The organism is uncultured Methylobacterium sp. (assembly GCF_964244095.1).
Lineage (GTDB): Bacteria > Pseudomonadota > Alphaproteobacteria > Rhizobiales > Beijerinckiaceae > Methylobacterium.
The window spans coordinates 1-22,161 of sequence record NZ_CAXTHR010000070.1 but is presented as its reverse complement, the minus strand read 5'-3'; the positions used below and the strand labels follow the sequence as shown (position 1 = coordinate 22,161).

The 22,161-nt window shown below is 73.1% G+C and carries 20 protein-coding genes; 9 read left to right on the top strand and 11 right to left on the bottom strand.

The window, feature by feature from the left end:
• Positions 1-364 precede the first annotated feature (364 nt).
• The 3 genes from ACFE86_RS12615 to ACFE86_RS12605 form a co-directional block, all read right to left on the bottom strand.
• Positions 365-1,231 (bottom strand): GNAT family N-acetyltransferase, encoded by an 867-nt coding sequence (locus tag ACFE86_RS12615; protein WP_375455677.1) that lies wholly within the window; start codon positions 1,229-1,231, stop codon positions 365-367.
• 109 nt (positions 1,232-1,340) lie between these two features.
• Positions 1,341-2,423, bottom strand: a complete 1,083-nt coding sequence (locus ACFE86_RS12610) for a CobW family GTP-binding protein (protein ID WP_375455676.1) — start codon at positions 2,421-2,423, stop codon at positions 1,341-1,343.
• A gap of 54 nt (positions 2,424-2,477) precedes the next feature.
• Positions 2,478-3,971, bottom strand: coding sequence for a D-alanyl-D-alanine carboxypeptidase family protein (locus ACFE86_RS12605; RefSeq protein ID WP_375455675.1), 1,494 nt, complete (start codon positions 3,969-3,971; stop codon positions 2,478-2,480).
• A gap of 348 nt (positions 3,972-4,319) precedes the next feature.
• Between ACFE86_RS12605 and rfbC the strand changes: the two genes are divergently transcribed.
• The 4 genes from rfbC (at position 4,320) to rfbA (ending at position 7,778) form a co-directional block, all read left to right on the top strand.
• Positions 4,320-4,871 carry a dTDP-4-dehydrorhamnose 3,5-epimerase gene (rfbC, locus tag ACFE86_RS12600; RefSeq protein WP_375455674.1) on the top strand — a complete coding sequence of 184 codons (552 nt, stop codon included), beginning with the start codon at positions 4,320-4,322 and terminating at the stop codon, positions 4,869-4,871.
• Positions 4,872-4,941: 70 nt separating this feature from the next.
• On the top strand, positions 4,942-6,003 hold the full coding sequence (gene rfbB, locus ACFE86_RS12595; RefSeq protein ID WP_375455673.1) for a dTDP-glucose 4,6-dehydratase: 1,062 nt from the start codon (positions 4,942-4,944) through the stop codon (positions 6,001-6,003).
• Positions 6,004-6,903, top strand: coding sequence for a dTDP-4-dehydrorhamnose reductase (gene rfbD / locus ACFE86_RS12590; RefSeq protein ID WP_375455672.1), 900 nt, complete (start codon positions 6,004-6,006; stop codon positions 6,901-6,903). It begins immediately after the preceding gene.
• Positions 6,900-7,778 (top strand): glucose-1-phosphate thymidylyltransferase RfbA, encoded by an 879-nt coding sequence (gene rfbA, locus ACFE86_RS12585; protein ID WP_375455671.1) that lies wholly within the window; start codon positions 6,900-6,902, stop codon positions 7,776-7,778. Before rfbD ends, rfbA begins: the two co-directional genes overlap by 4 nt.
• Before the next feature lie 34 nt (positions 7,779-7,812).
• Here the strand turns inward: rfbA and ACFE86_RS12580 are convergent, their stop codons facing one another.
• Complete coding sequence (locus ACFE86_RS12580; protein WP_375455670.1) at positions 7,813-8,088, bottom strand: hypothetical protein; 276 nt, start codon at positions 8,086-8,088, stop codon at positions 7,813-7,815.
• A gap of 186 nt (positions 8,089-8,274) precedes the next feature.
• Between ACFE86_RS12580 and ACFE86_RS12575 the strand changes: the two genes are divergently transcribed.
• The 4 genes from ACFE86_RS12575 to ACFE86_RS12560 all read left to right on the top strand — a co-directional run bounded on the left by ACFE86_RS12575 (position 8,275) and on the right by ACFE86_RS12560 (position 12,858).
• The gene (locus tag ACFE86_RS12575; RefSeq protein ID WP_375455669.1) at positions 8,275-9,366 is read left to right on the top strand and encodes an OpgC family protein; all 1,092 of its coding nucleotides are present in this window, start codon (positions 8,275-8,277) and stop codon (positions 9,364-9,366) included.
• A gap of 11 nt (positions 9,367-9,377) precedes the next feature.
• Positions 9,378-10,283 (top strand): SGNH/GDSL hydrolase family protein, encoded by a 906-nt coding sequence (locus tag ACFE86_RS12570; RefSeq protein ID WP_375455668.1) that lies wholly within the window; start codon positions 9,378-9,380, stop codon positions 10,281-10,283.
• 104 nt (positions 10,284-10,387) lie between these two features.
• Positions 10,388-11,734, top strand: coding sequence for a lipopolysaccharide biosynthesis protein (locus tag ACFE86_RS12565; protein ID WP_375455667.1), 1,347 nt, complete (start codon positions 10,388-10,390; stop codon positions 11,732-11,734).
• The gene (locus ACFE86_RS12560; protein ID WP_375455666.1) at positions 11,731-12,858 is read left to right on the top strand and encodes a GNAT family N-acetyltransferase; all 1,128 of its coding nucleotides are present in this window, start codon (positions 11,731-11,733) and stop codon (positions 12,856-12,858) included. Before ACFE86_RS12565 ends, ACFE86_RS12560 begins: the two co-directional genes overlap by 4 nt.
• 83 nt (positions 12,859-12,941) lie before the next feature.
• On the opposite strand, the gene ACFE86_RS12555 is transcribed toward ACFE86_RS12560, so the two are convergent.
• The 4 genes from ACFE86_RS12555 to ACFE86_RS12540 form a co-directional block, all read right to left on the bottom strand.
• Positions 12,942-13,385, bottom strand: a complete 444-nt coding sequence (locus ACFE86_RS12555) for a hypothetical protein (RefSeq protein ID WP_375455665.1) — start codon at positions 13,383-13,385, stop codon at positions 12,942-12,944.
• A 64-nt stretch (positions 13,386-13,449) separates the two neighbouring features.
• Complete coding sequence (locus ACFE86_RS12550) at positions 13,450-13,770, bottom strand: c-type cytochrome (protein ID WP_375455664.1); 321 nt, start codon at positions 13,768-13,770, stop codon at positions 13,450-13,452.
• Positions 13,767-15,065, bottom strand: coding sequence for a PQQ-dependent sugar dehydrogenase (locus ACFE86_RS12545; RefSeq protein WP_375455663.1), 1,299 nt, complete (start codon positions 15,063-15,065; stop codon positions 13,767-13,769). The genes ACFE86_RS12550 and ACFE86_RS12545 overlap by 4 nt, the downstream gene beginning before the upstream one ends.
• A gap of 124 nt (positions 15,066-15,189) precedes the next feature.
• Complete coding sequence (locus ACFE86_RS12540) at positions 15,190-16,692, bottom strand: NAD(P)/FAD-dependent oxidoreductase (protein WP_375455662.1); 1,503 nt, start codon at positions 16,690-16,692, stop codon at positions 15,190-15,192.
• Positions 16,693-16,878: 186 nt separating this feature from the next.
• Here ACFE86_RS12540 and ACFE86_RS12535 point away from each other — a divergent pair, with 186 nt between their 5' ends.
• Complete coding sequence (locus tag ACFE86_RS12535; RefSeq protein WP_375455661.1) at positions 16,879-18,672, top strand: hypothetical protein; 1,794 nt, start codon at positions 16,879-16,881, stop codon at positions 18,670-18,672.
• A 123-nt stretch (positions 18,673-18,795) separates the two neighbouring features.
• Here ACFE86_RS12535 and ACFE86_RS12530 read toward each other — a convergent pair whose 3' ends face one another.
• The 3 genes from ACFE86_RS12530 to ACFE86_RS12520 form a co-directional block, all read right to left on the bottom strand.
• Positions 18,796-20,520, bottom strand: coding sequence for a S10 family peptidase (locus tag ACFE86_RS12530; RefSeq protein WP_375455660.1), 1,725 nt, complete (start codon positions 20,518-20,520; stop codon positions 18,796-18,798).
• A gap of 38 nt (positions 20,521-20,558) precedes the next feature.
• On the bottom strand, positions 20,559-21,011 hold the full coding sequence (locus tag ACFE86_RS12525; RefSeq protein WP_375455659.1) for a DNA polymerase III subunit chi: 453 nt from the start codon (positions 21,009-21,011) through the stop codon (positions 20,559-20,561).
• Between the two features lie 64 nt (positions 21,012-21,075).
• On the bottom strand, positions 21,076-22,161 hold a 1,086-nt coding region (locus ACFE86_RS12520), incomplete at its 5' end, for a CTP synthase (RefSeq protein WP_375455658.1).

The window sequence follows — 22,161 nt, the reverse complement described above, 5'->3', positions numbered from 1 at the left end:
TTCCACCTCATCGGAAAAGCCGAGGCCGGGATTCCATCCGCGTAGGGGTATACCAACGGCGGCTATCCCTCACCCTTTGTATCTCGGCCCTGCGCGGAGGACGGATGGGTAGATGATAGCCGCCACTGGTATTAGAGCTCTTCGGTGCCGCATCATTTTTTTTTGCGCGAACCGGCGGCCACTTCGCGCAATGATGCTTAGAATACCAGAGGCAGGTTGGTCGGCCATGTCGCGCGCGGCATGAGCGGGCTGGTCGGCCCGCAGGCGAAGGCCGGGCGCGAGACCATCCGGGCAGCGCGGACCGGACGCGTCAGCGACCCGCACCGCCTCCTCCCGTTCCGCTGACATCCTAAACCGGACCGGATCATCCGCGTGCCGCGTGCCGCCACACCACCGCGCGCGCGCCGGCGCCGAGGTGGAGCGTGCCGGCGACGAGTTCGCCGGCGCGGCGGGCGAGTTCGATCCGCATCTGGCCGCGTCGCGCGAACAGGCGGGTCACCACCCGCACCATCGACGTCTCGGACGGGTCGGCGATGATCGGCTGCGCCGCGTGGCGCGCATCGAGCGCCAGGAACGCCTCGACGGCGGCGGTGATCCGCGCCGGATCGGAGACGTGCTCGACCTCGCGCGGCGCTGCGTATCCCGCGGGCCGCACGCCGACGACGCAGCCGGCGGGGATCGTCCGGATGCGCCCGTCCGCACGGGACGCGGCGAGGACGGGCCGTGGGGCGGCGGCGGGCACGGCCGGGCGGGCCGGCGCGTCGAGGCGGAGCGGGCGGCGCAGATGCGCGAGCCGGCGGCGGATCGCGGTGTCGACGGCCTCCGCGCGGGGGCCGTCGATCAGGGCGGCCGCCGGGTGCGGCAGGCCGGGAGGCTGCCACAGGCGGGCGCGGGCGCGTCCCCAGACCGGATGGGGCATCGCCAGCGGCACCACGCCCTGGAGCGCCTCGGTCCCGGTGCGATCCCGGTCCCAGGCCAGCGCGAAGGCGATCCGGCAGCCCTGCGCCTGATGGCGCGCCGCGCTCAGCACGTAGTCCGGGTCGGCCTGCGGGTCGGTGACGGCGTTGCGCGCCATCAGCGCCCGCCACGCGGCCACCGCGCCGGCATCGACGGTCCCGGCCCGGTGGAGGTCGACGCGCCAGCCCGGCGCCGCACCGGACCCGAGCAAGGGCTCGGCCTGCGCCTCCGGCCCCGACCGCCCGCCCTGGATCACCGTGAAGCTGCGCGTCATGGCCCCTGGTCCCGCATCCGACAGACATGTCCCGGTCCGGGACGTCCGACGCCCGTGGAGGCGCCGCTCGCAGGGTCGGGTTCAAGGATGATGCCGCGGGCCGGCGCGGTCAGCCTCCCGGAATAGCCAGCGGGTTGGCGGTGAGCGCCGCCGCATCCGGCGCGTCGATCCGCGGGCGGCCGAGGAAGGCGTCCCACAACCGGGTGACGAAGGCCGGGTCGAGGTCGTGCACGATCAGCACGAGCCGCGAGGTCCGGTCGTCGTCGGGCCAGGCCGGCAGGGTCACGGGGGCGTGCACGACGTGCTGGACGCCGTGGACGACCACCGGCCGGTCCGGCGCGTCGGCCAGCGCGACGAGGCCCTTGAGCCGCAGCAGCTTCGGGCCGTGGCCGCCGCGCAGCAGGTCGAGGAACATCTCGAAGGCGGCGCGCGGCACCGGCACGTCGCTCGTCAACGAGAAGGCGCGGATCGCCGCGTCGTGGCGGTTGACGTCGTGCGCGTGGCCGTGCGCTTGTCCGTGCCCCTCGGCCTGAGCCTCCCCGAGCCATGCGCGCACGTCGGCGCCCTTGCCGTCGAGGCCGAAGAAGCCGCCGAGCAGGGTCTCGGCCGGCACGTCGGGCGGGTCGATCGGCGCCGAGGGGTTGAGCGCGTGGAGCCGCGCCCGGAGCGCGCCCGTGTCGGCGGCGAGATCCGCCTTGGCGAGCACGATGCGGTCGGCGACCGCCGCTTGGCGCACGGCCTCCGGGTGCGCGTCGAGCGTACCGAACCCGTTGACGGCATCGACCACGGTGACGACGCCCTGGAGCCGGTAGCGCATCACGAGGTACGGGTGGTAGATTAGCGCGTGCAGGATCGGCGCCGGGTCGGCGAGCCCCGTGGTCTCGATCACCACCCGGCGGAACGGCGTGATCCGGCCGTTGTCGCGCTTGCGCAGCAGGTCTTCGAGCGTCGCGATCAGGTCGCCGCGCACGGTGCAGCACAGGCAGCCGGCGCCGAGCAGCACCATATTCTCGTCGATCGCCTCGATCAGCAGGTGGTCGAGGCCGACCGCGCCGAACTCGTTGACGATGACGACGGTGTCGGACAGCGCCGGGTCGCGCAGCAAACGGTTGAGCAGCGTGGTCTTGCCCGCCCCGAGGAAGCCGGTGAGCACGGTGAGCGGGATGAGGTCGGGGCGGCGGGCATCGGTCATGCGCCGGGCCTAGCGCGGCCGGGCCGAAGGCTCAATCGCAGGAGGGCGCTGTCCTCACTCGTCCGACGTGTCGGTCGACTTGCGCGCGGTGGGCTTGGCCTTGACCGCCGTCGTCTTGGCCGCCACAGTCTTGGCCGGCGTAGCCCTGCCCGCCTTGTGCGTCGCCCGCGCCGCGGGCTTGTGCCCGGCCTCCGGCATGCCGGAAACCTCGACGGCGGTGTAGGCGCTCGCCGAGCGCGGGACGCCGCCGCGGCCGGCCGTCGCCTTCGGCGCGGGCTTGCCGGCGACCGCCTTGGCCTGAGCCTTGGCTGCGAGCGCCGCCTCGCGCTTCCGCTTGGCCGCGTCCTGCGCCGCCTCGCGCTTCGCCTTGGCCGCGTCGAGCTTCGCCGTGCGGGCAGCCGTGGCGGCCGCCTTCTCGGCGTCCGCCTGCTCGTTGAGCATGACCTGCCCTTCGGCCGGGTCGCGACCGATCCAGACGAGGATCGGCTGCAGCGGGGCGCGGGGCGGCAGGGCGCGGTTGCGGAGCGCCGCGCCGTTCAGCGTCGCCATCGTCAGGGCGGGGGAGGACAGGCCGGCGGCACCGAGGAACTGCGCGCCGGCATTGTCGGCGGTGCCGGCGATCGGGCCCGGACCCTCGTCGACCGGCATCGGCCTCTTGCGGTCGCAGATGTAGGGCCGCATGTCGGGCGGGGCCGCGATGGCCGAGGCCGGCAGCGCGTCGAGCGTCTGCGCGCTCCAGCCGGCGGACTGACCGAACCCGTAATCGAACAGGTCGGCGGCCTTGAGATCGCGCTCGCGCGCGCTCGGGCTGCCCATGACGATGGTGAGGATGCGCCGGCCGTTGCGGTTGGCGCTCGCGACCACGTTGAAGCCGCCCGCGCAGATGAAGCCGGTCTTCATCCCGTCGACGCCGGCGTAGCGCCCGAGCAGGCCGTTGTGGTTGGCCATCACCGCGCGGCCGAACTGGATCGCCGAGATCGAGAACAGGTCGTGCGAATCGGGGAAATCGCGCAGCAGCGCGCGGCCGAGCACCGCCATGTCGCGGGCCGAGGTCCATTGCCGCGGGTCGGGCAGGCCGTTGGGGTTGTACCAGCGGCTCTCGCGCATGCCGATCCGGCGCGCGGTCTCGTTCATCATGTCGGCGAAGCCGTCGATCGTGCCGCCGAGCGTCTCGCCGATCGCCCAGGCCACGTCGTTGGCCGACTTGACCATGATGATCTTGAGCGCGTTGTCGAGGGTGAGCTGCGTGCCCGGCCTGAAGCCCATCTTCGAGGGCGGCTCGGCGGCAGCCGCCGCCGAGACGGTGATCAGGCTGTCGAGGGAGACCTTGCCCTGGCGCACCAGGTCGAGGGCGACGTAGGCGGTCATCAGCTTGGTGATCGAGGCCGGGTACCACGGGTCGGTCGCGCCCTGCGCGTAGAGCACCTTGCCGGAATCGACCTCGACCACGAGGGTCGGCGCCGTGACGGCGCCGGCGGCCTGCGCACTGAGCAGGCCGGCGAGCGTCGCGAGCCCCAGCGTGAGGCGCCTCAAGATACGGTTCGACATCGACCCCGACTCAGGACAGTGGAACGCCGCGCCGGCACCGGGCCCGATGCCGTCCCTCCCGCAGGTCTCGCCCGCGGTCTCGAAGGAACGCGCGGCCGCGCCCCGGAAAACCACGACCGTTCAACGTGGGCACCGTGGCGAGAGCATGGCGGATGCGCCTGCTGAACCGCCCGTTCGGGATGCCCTGACGGATGGCGGCGTCCGCCGGCCCGCGCTGAGACCGTTGATGGCCCGCGCCTTGACAACCCCGGGGAATGACAGGAAGCCCGGCGCGGATCGCGCGACGGCCGCGAAGGCGTGTGCAGGGACGGCGTCCGGCGCGGGCGCGGCACCATCGGAGGGCGTGCGGTGGACGTGATCGAGACCCGGATTCCGGCGGTGAAGCGGATCGTCCCGAAGCGGTTCGGCGACGCCCGCGGCTGGTTCTCCGAGACCTTCCGCACCGACGTCCTGGCGCGGGGCGGCATCGCCTGCGCGTTCGTCCAGGACAACCAGTCGTTCTCCGCGCCGAAGGGCACGGTCCGCGGCCTGCACTTCCAGGTCGCGCCGCAGGCCCAGGCCAAGCTCGTGCGGGTGCTGGCCGGCGCGATCCTCGACGTCGCGGTCGACCTGCGCCGCGATTCGCCGACCTACGGGCAGCACGTCGCCGTCACCCTCGATGCGCAAGGCGGCGATCAGCTCTTCGTGCCGCACGGCTTCGCCCACGGCTTCTGCACGCTGACCCCCGACACCATGGTCGCCTACAAGGTCGACGCCTATTACAGTCCCGCGCACGACCGCGCCCTGGTCTGGAACGACCCCGCGATCGGCATCGCGTGGCCGGTCTCGGAGGCCGAAGCGATGCTGTCGGACAAGGACCGCCGGGCGCCGCGCCTGTCCGAGCTCGGGTCGGTGTTCTGAGGCCGGCCCCGCCACCGTTCCGATCCGCGATCCGCGGCGATCCCCTGACACCGACGCGGAAAGGCCCGACATGCGCATTCTGGTGACCGGGGGCTGCGGCTTCATCGGCTCCGCCCTGGTGCTGCATATGGTCCGGGACCTCGGGCACGCGGTCCTGACGCTCGACGCGCTGACCTACGCGGCCAATCCCGTCTCGCTGGCGCCGCTGGCCGACGACCCGCGCCACCGGCTGGTCGAGGCCGACATCTGCGATGCGGCGGCCGTCCGCGCGGCGTTCGCCGGCTTCGCGCCCGACGCGGTGATGCATCTGGCCGCCGAGAGCCACGTCGACCGCTCGATCACCGATCCGGGCGCCTTCGTGCGCACCAACGTCATCGGCACGCAGGTGATGCTCGACGCCGCCCGCGACCATCACGAGGGCCTGCCGGCGGCGCGGAAGGCGGCCTTCCGCTTCCTCCACGTCTCGACCGACGAGGTCTACGGCTCGCTGCCGCCGGACGCGTTCTTCACCGAAGACAGCCGCTACGACCCGCGCTCGCCCTATTCCGCCTCGAAGGCGGCCTCCGACCACTTGGCGCGGGCCTGGGCCGAGACCTACGGCCTGCCGGTGCTGGTGACGAACTGCTCGAACAATTACGGGCCGCGCCACTTCCCCGAGAAGCTGATCCCGCTGATGATCCTCAACGCGCTGGAGGGCCGTGAGCTTCCGGTCTACGGCGACGGCCTGAACGAGCGCGACTGGATCCACGTCGAGGACCATGCGCGCGGCCTCGTGGCGGTGCTGGAGCGCGGCCGGATCGGCGAGACCTACCTGCTCGGCGGCCGCGCGGTGCGCAGCAACCTCGCGGTGGTGACGGCGCTGTGCGCCGCCTTCGACCGCCTCCGCCCGGAGCGGGCGCCCCACGAGACCCTGATCCGCTTCGTCGCCGACCGGCCCGGCCACGACCGCCGCTACGCGATCGATCCGGGCAAGGCCGAGGCCGAGCTCGGCTGGGCGCCCTCCAAGACCTTCGAGCAGGCGCTCGAGGAGACCGTGCGCTGGTACCTCGACAACGAGGCTTGGTGGCGCCCGATCCGCGAGGGTCGCTACGGCGGCGAGCGCCTCGGCCTCGCGCCGACCGGGGGCGCCTGAATGGACATCCTGGTTCTCGGCGGCGCGGGCCAGGTCGGCACCGAGTTGCGGGCAGCAGTGTGGCCGGCCGGCGTGAGGGTCCACGCGCCCGACCGCGCCGCCCTCGACATCACCGATGCCGACGCCGTGGCCGGGCTCATGGCGGAGCGGCCGTGGGCGGCGGCGATCAACGCTGCCGCCTACACCGCCGTCGACAGGGCCGAATCGGAGCCGGTCGCGGCGTGGCGCCTCAACGCGCTGGCGCCCGCGATCCTCGCGGCCGAGACCGCGCGGCACGGGATACCGCTCGTCCACGTCTCGACGGACTACGTCTTCGCCGGTGATCGCGAGGGAGCCTACCGGCCCGACGACGCCATCGCCCCGCGCAGCGTCTACGGCGCGAGCAAGGCCGGCGGCGAGCTCGCGGTGCGGGTCGGCAACCCGCGCCACGCGATCCTGCGCACCGCCTGGGTGGTGAGCCCGCACCGGGGCAACTTCGTGCGGACGATGCTCAGGCTCGCGGCCGAGCGCGACGCGCTCACGGTGGTCGACGACCAGCACGGCTGCCCGACCTCGGCGGCCGACCTCGCCGAGGCGCTGGCAACCGTCGCCCTGCGGATGGCCGGCGATCCGGGCGCGCCCGCCGGCACCTTCCACTGCGTCAACGCGGGCGCCACCACGTGGTGCGGCTTCGCAAAGGCCATCGTCGCCGGCAGCGTGGCCCGCGGCGGGCGCGACGTGCCGGTCTCCGGCATCCCGACGAGCGCCTATCCGACGCCGGCCCGGCGGCCGGCCAATTCGCAGCTCTCCACCGAGAGCCTGACCGCCGCCTACGGCATCGCGCCGCGGCCGTGGCAGGCGGCGCTCGACACCATCCTCGACCGCCTGATCGGGCCGGTCCCAGCGGAGGCTCCCCGATGAAGGGCATCATCCTGGCCGGCGGCTCGGGCACACGGCTGCATCCGGCGACGCTGTCGATCAACAAGCAGTTGCTGCCGGTCTACGACAAGCCGATGATCTACTATCCGGTCTCGGTGCTGATGCTGGCCGGCATCCGCGACATCCTGATCATCTCCTCGCCTGAGCACCTCGACAACTACAAGCGCCTGTTCGGCACCGGCGAGCAGTTCGGGCTGCGCTTCTCCTACGCGGTGCAGCCGCGGCCGGAGGGGCTGGCGCAGGCGTTCATCATCGGCCGGGCGTTCGTGGGCGGCGACGACGTGGCGCTGATCCTCGGCGACAACCTGTTCTTCGGCGCCGGCATGACCGAACTGCTGGCGCGCGCCGCAGCGCGCAGGCTCGGCGCGACGGTGTTCGCCTACCATGTCGACAACCCGCAGGATTACGGGGTCGTCACCCTCGACGCGGCCGGGCGGCCGCTGCGCATCGTCGAGAAGCCGACCGAGCCGGAATCGACCTGGGCGGTGACCGGCCTGTACTTCTACGACAACCAGGTGCTCGACATCGCCGCCGCGGTGACGCCCTCGGCGCGCGGCGAACTCGAGATCACCTCGGTCAACGAGGCCTATCTCGAACGCGGAGAGCTCCACGTCGAGAAGATGTCGCGCGGCTACGCGTGGCTCGACACCGGCACCCACGACAGCCTGCTGGAGGCGTCCGAGTTCGTGCGCACGATCCAGCACCGGCAGGGCCTCCAGGTCGCCTGCCTGGAGGAGATCGCGTTCGAGCAGGGCTTCATCGGGCGCGACCAGCTCGTGGCCCGCGGCGAGCTGTTCAAGAAGACCGCCTACGGGCAGAACCTGCTGCGGCTCGCGCGCGAGCATCCCGCGGACTGACGAGGGAAGCCGCGTCGGCAGCTCGCCCGACGCCTCATTTGGCGCCGCAGCCGATGCAGATCCCCTTCTGGATCTTGTCGTCCTGTTTCTCGGCCGGCATGCGCGTCCGGCGGTCGCCGGAGGTCTCGGCGCCGGCCGCCGCGCCCGGCGGCTTGGTCCGCCCGACGCCGGACGTGTTCGGCGCGGTGACCGTCGTGCCGGGGCCGCCGCCGGTTCCCGTCTGCGACTGCGCCAGCGACGGCCCCGCCGCCGCGAGCGGCATCAGGGCGGCGAGGGACAGGGCGGCTGCGATCTGGCGCGTCGTCGGCATCGGGATCTCCTTACAGCGGCGTAACGCGGCGGCGGCGCCCCGGTTCGACGCCGCGCCGGGCGGCCTTCGCCCGTCGCCGGTCTTTGCAGTCCGGGCGGGGCCGCCGTATCAGGGCCGACGGTCCTTGCTGCGCCGCAAAAAACCGCCTGCCGACCCCGCACACGACCACCCGGAGCCGACGCCGCGATGCGGGAACCGAACGCGATCGATTTCTGGCGCGGGCTCGCCCTCGTCACGATCTTCATCAACCACATCCCCGGCAACACCTTCGAGCGGTACACGTATTCCCAGTACGGCATCTCGGACGCCGCGGAACTGTTCGTGTTCCTGGCGGGCTGGTCGGTCGGCATCGCCACGCGCGGCCGCGACGGCGTCGCCGAGCCGCGCCTCAAGACGGTCCTGCGCCTGCTCTCGCGCACCATCGAGGTCTACCGGGCGCAGCTCACGGTGATGGCGATCGCGCTGGCGATGATCGCGGGCACCGCGCTCGCCTCCGACAACCCGCTGATCCTCGAATGGCACAATGCCGGCGGGTTCTTCGCCGACCCGATCCAGACCATCGTCGGCATGGTGCTGCTGACCCACCAGCTCGGGTTCTTCAACATCCTGCCGCTCTACGTGGTGCTGCTCGGGATCGCCCCGGTCTTCGTGCTGATCGCCCGCGAGAACCGGGTCGTCGCGCTCGCCCTGTCGGCGGGCCTCTATCTCGCCAGCCTCGTCGGGGAATGGAACCTGCCGTCCTGGCCCGGCCAGGGCGACTGGTTCTTCGACCCGTTCTGCTGGCAACTGCTCCTCGTGCTCGGCTTCGTGCTGCAGGACTGGAACCGGACCTCGGGGACGCTGCGGCTGTGGTCGCGCCGCCTGTTCCCCGTCGGGATCGCGATCGTCGTCCTCGGGATCGCGCTCTCGGTGCTCGACATCCGCCCCGACCCGATGTCGGTGCCCGACCCGCGCCTGCTGTTCAGCTTCGACAAGACCTACCTCACGCCGGCGCGCCTGTTACACTTCCTCGGCGTCCTTCTCGCATTCGGCCCGGTCTATGGCATCATCGCGCCGCGAATCGGGTTGATCGTCTGGTACTTGGCGAGCCTGGGCCGGAATTCCCTGGCCGTGTTCTCGATGGGATCGATCTTGAGTCTCGGCGGCCAACTCCTGCGTTTCCGGACCGGCGGCGGATTGGCCGTCGACGTGGTGGTGCTCGGCTCGGGCCTGTTCGGGCTGGGGCTGACCGCGTGGTTCGTGGAATGGCGCGGACGCAAGCCGAGGGTGCGGTCGTGAGGGGGTTCGCGATGCGTCGCAGGACGCCGCTCCGGATCGTCGGCGCGATGCTCGCGAGCCCACTCTGCCTCGGCGCGGCCGCGCAAGAGCCGCCGCCCCGCGCGCCGGACGCCCCGGCGATCGGCGCGCCGCCCCCGGCATCCGCGGGCAAGGAGGCCGAGGCCGGCGATCCGAGCCTGTCGCCGGAGTGCCGGGTGCCGGGCTCGCAGCTCTACACGCTCGCCAAGCTCCGGGCGGTGAAGGCGGCGCTGCTGGAGAAGCGGCCGGTGCGGGTGCTCGCCATCGGCGGCACCTCGGCGCCGGGCGCCTCGGCCACCTACCCGGTCAAGCTGGAAGCCGCGCTCGAACGCTCCCTGCCGGACGTCGACGTCCTGATGGAGTATCGCGGCCTCCAGGGCGAAATCGCCTCCGGTGCCGCCGAGCGCCTGCGCAGCATGGTCGCCGACGTCGAGCCGGATCTCGTGATCTGGCAGGTGGGCACGCACGACGCGCTCGCCCGCGTCGAGCTCGACGCCTTCACCGACGCCCTCGCGGAGACCGTGAAGTGGATCAAGTCGCACGCGATCGACGTGGTGCTGGTCGATCCGCTCTACACCGCGAGCTTGGCCGACGACGCCTACTACACCAGCATCGTCCAGTCGGTCCGCGCGGTCGCGACCCGCGAGATGGTGCCGCTGGTGCTGCGCTACGACGCGATGCGCTATCTCGCCGGGCGCAGCGACAAGGGCGAGGGCCACATGCTCGGGCATCAGTTCCGCCTCAACGACCTCGGCCTGCGCTGCATGGCCGAGCACGTCACCCGCGCGATCACGCTCTCGCTGCTCCAGCCCGACACCACCGGCACCGCTCCGGCGCCGACCTTGGGCGCGATCCCGCCGGGGTCGGCGGGCCGGCCCGCCGATCCGCCGCGGCCCTGACGCGGCCGTTAACCCGCCCGCAACGGCGCTTCGGCTAGTCGTCGGACGCGATTCAAGTGGCGCTATCCAAGTCGCGCGGACCCGGACGGCGGAAGGGGGCGGGCATGGCGGCGGCATCCCTCGGCACGGCGCTCGGCCGCATCCGCACCGTCGCCGCCGGCCCGGCCCGCGCGGCGCTCGACGTGTTCGCGATCCGCATCGCGTCGGCGGGCTTCGCCTACGGCGCGCAGGTGCTCACCGCCCGCCTGATGGGCTGGCAGGAATACGGCATCTTCGCCACCATCTGGGTCTGGACGGCGATGATCGGCCATTCCGTGACGCTCGGCCTGTCGCAAGGCGCCTGCCGCTTCCTGCCGGTGGACCAGGCCCGGGGCGACCTCGACCACGCCCGCGGCTACCTCGCCGCCGCCGCCACCGCGATCGCCGGCGCGGCGCTCGCGGTGGCAATGGCCGGGGCCGCGATCCTCCTGTTCCGGCCCGAATGGGTCTCCGGCCCCTACCGGGCGCCGCTCCTCGTCGCGGCGCTCGTGCTGCCGCTCTTCGCGCTCCAGGACTTCTTGGAAGGCGTCGCCCGCAGCCAGAACTGGGCGGTACTGGCCATCGCGCCGCCCTACCTGCTGCGCCAGACCGTGATGATGGCCGCGATGACCGGCGCGATCCTCCTCGGCGCGCCGGCCGAGGCCTGGGTCGCGATGGCCTGCATGCTCGCCGCCGCGATCCTCGCCGTGGGCGTCCAGGCCGGGCTCGTGCACGCGCGCATGGCCCGCACGATCCCGAAGGGGCCGCGCCGCTACCGCTGGCGGCACTGGCTCGGCGCCAGCCTGCCGATCGCCCTGATCGATCTGGCCAATGCCGGCTTCACCTTCGTCGACGTGGTGGTGCTCGGCTTCCTGATGCCGCCTTCGGCGGTGGGCCTGTACTTCGCCGCGACGCGCATTCAGCAATTCGTGGTGTTCGTGCATTTCGCCGCCGTCGCCGCCACGGCCCAGCGCCTGAGCGCGGCCCATGCGGTCGGCGACCGGGCGGCGCTGGCGTGGCTCGTGCGCGTCCAGGGCCGGGGCACGCTCGCCGCCACCGCCCTGGTGGCGCTCGGCGTCGTCGCCGCGAGCCCCGTGCTGCTGGCGATGTTCGGGCCTCAGTTCGGGGACAGCGTGCCGATCCTGGCGGTGCTCGCCGCGGGCAGCGTCGCGGCGAGCCTGTTCGGGCCCGGCGAGGACCTGCTGACCATGCTCGGCGGCGAGCGGCTCTGCGCGGCCATCACGCTGGCGATGCTGGCGCTCGCGGCCGGCGCCTGCCTCGCCCTGGTGCCGCCGCTCGGCGGCGTCGGCGCGGCGCTGGCGATGGCGCTGGTGACGGTGCTGCGCGCCGCCGTCCTGGCGCGCGCCGCCAGGGCGGTGCACGGCCTCTCGACGCCGGTCTGGACCGGCCTCTTCGCCGGGGGCGCCCGATGATCCCGGCCGCAAGCGTTCCCGCCGTCTCGGTCGGGACGGCGACCGCGCCGGAGCCGGGGGAGTGGGACGACCTGTTTGCCCGCGCGCGGGCGCCGCATCCGCATTACGCGCGCCACGTCGTGGCCGCGCACCGCGCCGCGGGCCTCCTGCCCGACGATCTCCGCTTCGTCACGGTCCGCCGCCACGGGCGCCTCGACGCCGCCCTGCCCTGCCGCCTGAGGCGCGACGTGAGCGCGCTCGGGGCCTTCGTCGCGCAGCCGCTGCTCTCGCCCTTCGTGACGGCCACCGCGCCGCTGGTCGCCGACGGGCCGGACCCCGACGCGACCTTCGATGCCCTCGTGGCGGGGCTGGCGGCGGCCTCCGGCGGGCGCGCATGGCGCTGGCCGCTGCTGCCCCTCGACGGACATTCCGGCACCGGCCTCGCCGCGGCCATGGACCGCGCCGGCTGGCGCCGCGCCACGGTCGCCGCGTTCGAGCGCCCGGTGCTCGACCGGCGGGGGACCCACGACGCGTTCCTCGCCGGCCATCCGCACAAGGCGCGCCTGAAGGACCTGCGCCGCCGCGCGCGGCGCCTCGCCGAGGGCGGGAGCGTGCGCTTCGAGACCGCCACCGGCGGCGCCGGCCTGGAGCGGGCGGTCGCCGCCTTCCTCGACCTGGAACGCGCGGGCTGGAAGGGCGGGGCCGGCACGGCGATGGCCTGCCGCCCGGAGCACGCGGCCTTCGCCCGCGCCGTGTTCGCGGATACGGGCGGCCCGGTCGGCGCGCGCGCCGACATCCTGAGCCTCGACGGAAAGCCCGTGGCGATCAGCCTCGCGCTCACCGGCGGCGGCACCGCGACGCTGCTCAAGACCGCCTACGACGAGGCTTTCCGCGGGAGCGCGCCGGGCCTGCTGCTGGAAGCGGAGATCGTGCGCGCCTGCCACGAGACCGGCTTCGGCGACCGCCTCGATTCGGCAGCGCTCGCCGGTTCGGCCCTGGAGAGCCTCTACCGCGAGCGCGAGACCATCGCCGAGATCATCGCGCTGCCGCCGGGCCGGGACGCCCTGTCGCTGGAGCGGCGGGTGCGGCTCGCCCGGTTCGAGCGCAGGGCCCGCGACGAGGCCAGGCGCCTGCTGCGGCGCTGACGCCCGCCCGGCGCTCCCACGGGATGCGTGCGTCGTCCCGGGACGCGGTCCCCCTTGGAACGGCCGGACTGCGGCGGCGATCCTCAGGCGCGCCGGGGCCGCCATCCGTCGAAGAAGGCGGGGTCGGTGAGCGCGGCGGCGGCGACCGCCAACAGCCCAAGATGCAGGCCGAGCGCCGCGAGCCCGAGGAGATGCAGCGACCACAGCGCGACGGCGCCGCCCGCCATCAGCGGCGGCCCCGCCACGTAGGCGAGCCGGCGCCAGCCGGAGGCCGGGCGGCCGAGGCGCCAGAGGCAGGCCGCGAGCGCCGCGAGCGCGAACCCGCCCTTGATCGCCGCCATGCAGCGGATCACGCGGACCAGATCGGGATCGATTACCGCCGCGGGTGCGCGCGCGACGAACGCGGCCGAGGCGGCGAGCGCCAGCACGGTCGCGGCCGCCAGCACGAGGCGGGGCTGCGGCCGCGCGGTCGGCGGGCGCATGGGGAACGCGGCCGTTTGCAGGCCGGGCGCCGTCGGATATCGCATCGCAGCCTTCCTCCTCCTCGTCCACCCACGATAGGCCCGGCCGGCCGCCGGGGGAAGGACGGCCTCAGCCGGGCGGGATCACCTCGATCTGAAGGCCGCCGTAGAAGGCCGCGAGGTTGGCGATGTCGGCATCCGACAGCTCCTTGGCCACGACCCCCATCACCTCGTTCCGCCGGGTGCCGTCGCGGTACTCGCCAAGCGCCTTGACGAGATAGATCTCGACCTGGCCGGCGAGGTTGGGCGCCTCGGGCAGCTTCGACAGCCCATCCATCCCGTGGCAGGTCTGGCAGGCCGCGGCGCGCTTGCGCCCCGCGGCCGCGTCGCCGGCCTGAACGCCCGGCGACGCGAGCGCGGCGACCAGCGCCGTGATCGCCCAGCACCTCATTTGGCGGCGTCGCCCTCGTAGGAGATCCGGTAGATCGCGCCCGCGGTGTCGTCGGAGACGAGCAGCGAGCCGTCGAGCAGCACCGCCACGTCGACGGGCCGCCCGAGATACTCGCCGTCGGCCGTCAGCCAGCCCTCGGCGAAGGGCTTCGGCTGGCCGACCTTCCCGTCGGCGCCGACGGGCGCGAACATGATCCGCGCGCCGACCGGCTCGGTGCGGTTCCACGAGCCGTGCTCGGCGATGAAGAGGCCGCCGCGATAGCTCTTCGGGAACTGGCGGCCGTTGTAGAAGGTCAGCCCGAGGTCGGCCGCGTGCGCGGGCAGTTCGGCCACCGGCGCCACGGCGTTGGCCGGCGGCGTCTGGTCCTTGTACTCGACGGTGCGGACGCTGCCGCCGCCGTACCACGGGAAGCCGAAATGCTCGCCGGCCTTGGTGACGTGGTTCAATTCGCCCGGCGGCGTGTCGTCGCCCATGCCATCGACCTGGTTGTCGGTGAACCACAACGTCTTGTCCGCGGAGAAGTCGATGCCCACCGAGTTGCGGATGCCGGTGGCGAACACCTCGCGGTTCTTCCCGTCGGCATCCATCCGGACGATGCCGCCGATGCCGGCCTTCGCGTAGAGATCGAGCTTGTCGGCGGCCGGCACGTTGTAGGGCTGGCCGAGGGCGATGTAGGTCTTGCCGTCGGGGCCGACGCGGCAGACGCGGGCGGTGTGGTTGTAGCTCTCCTCGCCGGCCGGGATCAGTTCACCCTGCTTGACGACGACGGCGGCGGCGACATCCGGCGCCTCGTAGAAGAACTCGGCCGCCGGGAACGACAGCACGCGGTTCTGCTCGACGACCGTGAGCACGCCGTCCTTCGAGAAGCACACGCCGTTGGGGATCTTGAAGTCGATGCCCGGCGCGAAGGCGCGCACCTCGTCGGCGACCCGGTCCTTGTCGCGGTCGGTGACGGTGTAGACCTTGGTCTTGCGCGTGCCCACGAACAGCACGCCGGCATTGGGCCCGACGGCGATCGAGCGGGCATCCGGCACCACGGCGTAGAGGTCGATCCTGAAGCCCTCAGGCAACTTGATCTTCCCGAGCGTCTTGCGGATCGCGTCGGCCTTGCGGCCGGTCTGCGGGATCTCGGGGGCGGGCGCGGTGTTCGTGCTCCGGAACGCCTGGAGCTTCTCGAGGTCGTCCGCCTTGGACTTGGTCTCCGCCGGCGCGCCCTGCGCCAGGGCGGACGTGACGAGGCCGGACGTGACGAGGGCGGCGCTGGACAACAGCGCGGCGAGGATCACCGATCGCATGGGGGCTTCCTTCCCGGGACCGCCCTGGAATCCGGGCGTTGGCGGGAAGTGTGATCCGCGCACGGTCTCAGGGCAAGCCGGCAGGTTGACGCCGGCTTGCACCTGTGGCCGCCGTTGCGGTCGCTCAGGCGACCTTGCGCGGCACCAGCCGCTCGCTGCCGAGCGCGCCTTCGGCTCCCGAGAGCCCCGCCTCGGTGTACTCGGCATCCTCGTTGACCCGCCAGACGTCGTGGCGGCGGTGGCCTGCGACGATGTTCTCGACGGTGAGCATCGCCGTCATCATCGCGTGGTCCTGGTTGTTGTACTTGTGCATGCCGTTGCGGCCCACGAGGTGGAGCGTCGGGAAATCCCGCTCCAGCTCCAGCCGCACCGTGGCGACGTTGTCGGCATACGCCTCGTCGTAGACCGGATAGGCCTTGGGCTGGCGCACGACGCAGGCATCGACCACGTCGGCCGGGTCGATCAGGCCGATCTGCCCGATCTCGCGCTTGGCCAGCGCCACGAGGTCGGCGTCCGTCGCGGTCCAGAGGCCGTCGCCCTCGAAGCAGAAATATTCGAGCCCGAGGCAGGTATGGGCCTCGTCCGGCACCATCTCCGGCGACCACGAGCGGAAGTTCTGCACCCGCCCGACCTGCACCGACGGGTCGTGGATGTAGATCCAGTTGTCGGGGAAGGTCTTGTCCGACCTGGCGATGAGCGCCACCGTGACGAAGTCGCGGTACTGCAGCGCGCGCGCCTGGAAGGTGCTGATCGGGCGCGGCGTGATCGCCTCCACGAGTTCGCGCACCGGCGCCGAGGAGATCACGTGGCGCGCGGTGAAGGTCTCGCGGCTGCCGTCGCCGCGGACCGCCGAGACCGTCCACAGGCCCGTGGCGGGCGCAAAGCTCAGGCCGTCGACGCCGCGGTCGAGCAGCACCGTGCCGCCCTGCGCCGAAATCCTGGCGGCCGCCGCCTCCCACATCATGCCGGGGCCGCGGCGAGGATAGCGGAACGATTCGATCAGGGTCTTGATCACCGGCCCGCCGGCCCTGCGCTTGCCCTTGAACCCGAGCGAGCGCTTGAGCGCGTCGCGGATCGCCGCGCCGAGATCGAGGCCCTTGATGCGCTGCGCGGCCCAGTCGGCCGAGATCGCGTCGCAGGACATGCCCCAGACCTTCTCGGTGTAGGTCTTGAAGAAGATCGAGAACAGCTTCTCGCCGAACTGGTTGCGCACCCAGGCGTGGAAGTGCTTCGGTTCCGCGATCGGCCTCGCGCGGGCGTAGAGGTAGGACAGCACGCAGGCCGCGCTCGTGAGCACGCCGAGGTTGCGCAGGGCCTCGAAGGCTCTGAGCGGATAGGCGTAGTACTTGCCCCGGTAGTAGATCCGCGACAGCCGCGGGCGCTCGATGAAGTCGTGGGGCAGGATCTCGTCCCAGAGATCGACCACGGCCTGCGACTTCGAGAAGAAGCGGTGGCCGCCGATGTCGAACAGGTAGCCGTTGTGAGCGACCGTGCGCGAGATGCCGCCGACCTGGGCCGGGTCGCGCTCCAGCACGGTGACGGCGCGGCCCTGCTTCGACAGCAGGTAGGCGGCCGTCAGCCCGGCGGGTCCGCCGCCGATCACCAGCGTCTCGGTGTGGTGACTCATCCGCTGCCCCGGCCCCGACGTTTCCAAGCGGGGCGGATGCTGCACCCGGCGCGGTTAAGGAAACGCCCCACGCACGCGCCGTCCGCGGGCGGGGCGGCCTTGACCGGCCGTTAAGCGGCGCCGGGCATGGTCTGCCGGATCGTCGCCGCGGCCGCCTCCGCCCCGGCGGAGCACCGGAGAGGCGCGATGCCGGCCACAGCTTCGTTTCCGGCCCTCACCCCGGCGCGCCGCCTCGACGCGCACAAGATCCTCTGGCTGCTCGTCGCGTTCTCGGCGCTCTCGCTCTACCCGCAAAGTGACGTGATCGGCACGATCCTGCACCTGCGCGTGCCCGACACCGACGACGCCATGCGCCTCGTCGAGGCCCGCGACCTCGCCGCCGGCCAGGGCTGGTTCGACAACGTGCAGCACCGCTTCCTGCCGCCGGCCGGCGTGCCGAGCCACTGGTCGCGCCTGGTCGACGCGCCGCTCGCCGGGCTGCTGCTCCTGCTGACGCCGCTGTTCGGGCGGGGCCTCGCGGAGGGGATCACTGCCGCGTTCTGGCCGCCGCTGCTGCTCGGCGTCTACGCCGCCGTGCTGTTCTTCGGCGTGCGCCGCACCTTCGGCGCCCGCGCGGCGCTGCTGGCGCTGCTGGCCGCGACCCAGACCTTCGGCGTCACCGTGCAGTTCGCCGCCGGCCGCATCGACCACCACAACCTCCAGATGATCGCGATCCTTGGGCTGAGCCTGTGCCTGATCCGGGGCGGGCGCCCCGCGGGGATCGGCGCCGGGGCGCTGGCGGCGCTCTCGCTGGCGATCGGCCTCGAAGGGTTGCCCTCGGTCGCCTGCGGCGCCCTGTTCGTCGTCGGCGACTGGGTCCTTCGCGGGCGGACCGCCCTGCCGGCCTTCCTCGGCTTCGGCCTCGGGCTCGGGCTCGGCGCGCCGCTTCTGTTCGGGGCTCAGACGGGCCCGCAGCTCTGGACGGCGACCGCCTGCGACGCGCTCTCGCCGCCCTGGCTGTGGCTTGCCGGCGGCGGCCTCGCGGCGGCGCTCGCCTGCGCCGGCCTCGACCGGCGCCTCGCCTCCGTGCCGGCGCGGCTCGCCTGCGTCGCCGTGATCGGCCTCGTGCTGATCGGCGGGTTCGCGGCCCTGTTCCCGGCCTGCCTCGGCGGCCCGTTCCCGGGCATGACGCCGCTGGTCCGCGACCGCTGGCTGCTCACCGTCAACGAGATGGCGTCGGTGGAGAAGTTCGTGGCGCGCGGGCAGTGGGAGGTGCTGGTCTACTATCCCGTGCTCGCGCTCGCCGCGCTCGCCGCGTCGCGGGCGGCATGGCGCGGAACGCCGGCGCATCGGCGCGCCTACGGCGTGGCGGCGCTGATGCTGTGGCCGGCGCTCGCCATCGGCTGGTTCCAGTTCCGCGGCATCTACGTCGCCTCGGGACTCGTTCCCCTCGTCGCGGGGCCGGTGCTCGACGGCGCGTTCCGGTGCGCGGCGGACGGGACCGCGTCGCTGCGCCGCCGCGCGGGCCTCGCCGCGCTGGCGATCGGCCTCGTGAGCACCGCGTGGATGGTTCCGGCCCTGGTCGCCGGCCTGTTCCAGGACGGCCGATCGCAAGCCGCCGAGACGGGCGCCTTCGCCTGCATGGCCGACACCGCCGTGGCGCCGCTCGCCGCGCTCACGCCCGGCACGGTGCTGGCGCCGATCTTCCTCGGGCCGTCGATCCTGATGCTGACGCCGCATACGGTGGTCGCAGCGCCCTACCATCGCGCGGTGGCCGGCCTCACCGCGGCGATCGAGGGCCTCGGCGGCAGCGAGGCGGACCTGCGCCGGCAGATCGCGGCCCACGGCGTCCGCTACCTCGTGGCGTGCCCCGCCCAGCCGGCGATCGCCCTCGACGGCCCCGCCTTCGCGACGCGGCTGGCGCGGGGCGAAGCGGAGGCCGGCTGGCTGGAGCCGCTGCCGCTCGGCGGCGACGTGCTCAAGGTCTGGCGGGTGCGGTGATCCAGATCACCATCCCGTCGCCGACGGACGAGGTCCACGTCCCCCGCGCCGGGCTCATTGCAGGGCACCGAACTGCATGGCACCGAACGGCCCCCGCCGACCGGCACGTCCGCCGCGCGGGGTTCACCGGGTCTCCTTCGCACGCTCCGGCGGAGGCGGCGCGGCGCCGGCCTCCCGCGCCGTCAGGGCGGCGGCATACATCGCCGCCACGTCGCGCCTGAACGCGGCCCGCGCCTCGGGGCGGGAATAGAACATGTGGCCGCCGGGATATACGGCGAGCGTGAGCCGCGGCTCCGGCCCGTAGGACGGGATCTGGTCGATCAGGAGCTTCGAGGCGAAGTACGGCGTCACGAGGTCGGTGAAGCCGTGCGCCACCAGCACGCGCAGGTTGCCGTCGAGCGCCAGCACGCCGCGCAGCGCCCCGACCGCCTCCGGCGCGGAGCGGCCGCCGCCCCAGCTCCAGCTCCGGTTGACCGCGGTGTTGAGGAGTTCGTAGCGCAGGTTGGTCACCCGCCAGTTGAGCGTCCTGGCGTAGAGGTCGATCATCGCGCTGGTCAGCGGCGCCTGGAGCGCGGTGAGCAGCGGGTCGTCGAAGCCCGAATGCGCCGCATTCGGGTCGGGGTCCCAGCCGGTCACCGCGGTGTCGTAGGCGCTGGCGATGCGGCCGGACGCGCGGTCGACCTCGCGCTGGACGCTGTTCGAGGACGGCCGCCCGCCCTGCGCGCGCACGAAGGCCGGGTCGAGCCCGGTCAGCGCCGCGACGCGCTCGGTCAGGCGCGCCACCGCCTGCGCGTCGCCGGGACCTTTCAGCAGGTCGGCGAGGTAGGCGCCGGTGGCGTAGCTCTCCGTGTCGGAAAGCGTCGCCCGCGTCGGCACGCGGCCGGCCCGCTCCAGCGCGCCGGCCGCGTAGGAGGGAAGCCGCAGCACGTTGCCCCAGGGGTTCCCGCGCGGCGGCTGGAGCGTGGCGAAATCGAGCACCGGCGAGAGCAGGACGAGGCCCGACAGGCCGACGCCGATATCCTCCTGGAGCTTGGCGGCGATGAGCGGCCCGCGAAACCCGCCGTAGCTCTCGCCGACGTAGAATTTCGGGTCGGCCATGCGCGTGTTGACGCGCAGGTACCGGGCGATCGCCGCCGACAGCACCGCGGCGTCGGCCTCGACGCCCCAATAGCCCTTGCCGTCGCCGTCCGCCGCGCGGCTGTAGCCGGTGCCGACCGGATCGACGAACACGAGGTCGGTGAAATCGAGCCACGTGCCGTCGTTGGGCACCAGCGCCACGGGGCGCGACGGGCTGATGCTCGGGCCCTCCACCGGCAGGCGCCACGGGCCGATCGCGCCGACGTTCAGGTAGGCCGAGGCTGCGCCCGGCCCGCCGTTGATCGCGAAGGTGATCGGCCGCGCGGTGCCGGCCTCCGCCGGGCGGGTATAGGCGACGAAGGCGATCTCGGCCTGGAGCTTTCCCGATTCGTCGACGAGGGGCAGGCTACCCGCGGTCGCGGTGAAGGCGATCGTCCGGCCGTCCGGCAGCGTGATGCTCTGCGCGGTCGTGGAATCGGGGGGGAGCTTGCGGCCTTCCGGGAGGCGAGCCTCGGAGGGCGGTCGCTGCGGCGCCTGCGCGGCAGCCGAAAGCGGGGAGAAGGCCAGCAGGAGCGCGAGGCCCAGCGCGCATCCCCTCCCCCCTCTGCGGGGGAGGGTGGCCCTCGCGTCAGCGAGGATCGGGAGAGGGGAGCGCCATATCCGGAGAGGTCGCTCCCCTCTCCCGACCCGCTCCGCGGGCCACCCTCCCCCGCAGAGGGGGGAGGGAGAGACCCACGCGGGCGCGGCGGTGGCGGCGGGCGTCGGTCCCATGGAAGAGCTCACATCCGAGTCTGTCGCGCGCAAAGCCGTCACGCCTTCTTCTGCCAGCGGCCGGCTTCGTCCTGCTGCCAGTAGGCGACCGAGTGGCCCGCGGCCTTGGCGCGCTTCCACTGCTCGCGGGCGCGCAGCAGCGCGTCCTGGTCGGTGCCGTCGAACAGCACGCAGATCCGTTCGTAGGCGCCCGCATCCGGCGGAAGGTCCGCGCCCTCCACGAGGAAGCGGATCGCGGCGGCGTTCGGGTTGGCCTCGCGCAGCGTCAGCACCACCGGCTGGCTCGCCGCGTCCGGGTCGCGGTCGGTGCCGTGGGGCAGGAAGCTGTCGTCGCGGAACGTCCAGAGGTGGTCGTCGAGCGCCTGGAGCCGCTCCTCGCTCGCGGCCTGGATCGCCGCCTGCCAGCCGCGCTCCCGCGACTTCTCTACGAGGCTCGGCAGCACGGCTTCGAGCGGCTGGTTCTGGAGGTGGTAGAACAGGATGTCGGTCACGATCCCCTACAGATAGGGCCGCGGCCGGATTCCGCGAGCGGGGACCGAGGGTCGCAGCCGCGTCTCACACCAGCCGGCTCTGCTCGATCGCCGCGCCCACGAACCCCTCGAACAGCGGGTGCGGCGCGAAGGGCCGCGACTTCAGCTCCGGGTGGAACTGCACGCCGATGAACCACGGATGGCCGACATGCTCCACCGTCTCGGGCAGCAGGCCGTCCGGCGACAGGCCCGAGAAGCGCAGGCCCTTGGCCTCCAGCCGCGCGCGGTAGGCCATGTTGACCTCGTAGCGGTGGCGGTGGCGCTCGGAGATCGTCGTCGTGCCGTAGATCCCGGCGATCTTCGTGCCGGGCTGCAGCTGCGCGTCGTAGGCGCCGAGCCGCATGGTGCCGCCGAGGTCGCCCGCGGCCGCCCGCTGCTCCAGTTCGTTGCCGCGCAGCCACTCGGTGAGCAGGCCCACCACCGGCTCGGGGGTCTCGCCGAACTCGGTGGAGTTGGCCTCGGGGACCCCGGCGAGCGCGCGCGCCGCCTCGATCACCGCCATCTGCATCCCGAAGCAGATCCCGAAATACGGGATCTTTCGTTCGCGGGCGAAGCGGGCCGCGCGGATTTTCCCTTCCGCGCCGCGCTGGCCGAAGCCGCCGGGCACGAGGATGCCGTGGATGCCCTCCAGGAACGGCGCCGGGTCCCCGCGCTCGAACACCTCGGACTCGATCCATTCGAGGTTGACGCGGCAGCGGTGGCTGATGCCGCCATGCGTCAGCGCCTCGGTGAGCGACTTGTAGGCGTCCTTCAGGCCCGTGTACTTGCCGACGATGGCGATGGTGACCTCGCCCTCGGGGTTGTGCACGCGCTCGGAGATCGTGCGCCAGCGCGACAGGTCCGGCTCGCCGCCCGCGGCCAGGCCGAAATGCTCCAGCACCTCGCGGTCGAGGCCGGCCTCGCGGTAGGAGAGCGGCACGTCGTAGATCGAGGCGACGTCGCGCGCCTCGATCACCGCGGTCTCGCGCACGTTGCAGAACAGGCCGAGCTTGCGCCGCTCGTCGGCCGGGATCGGCCGGTCGCAGCGGCAGAGCAGGATGTCGGGCTGGATGCCGATCGAGCGCAGCTCCTTCACCGAGTGCTGCGTCGGCTTGGTCTTCAGCTCGCCCGC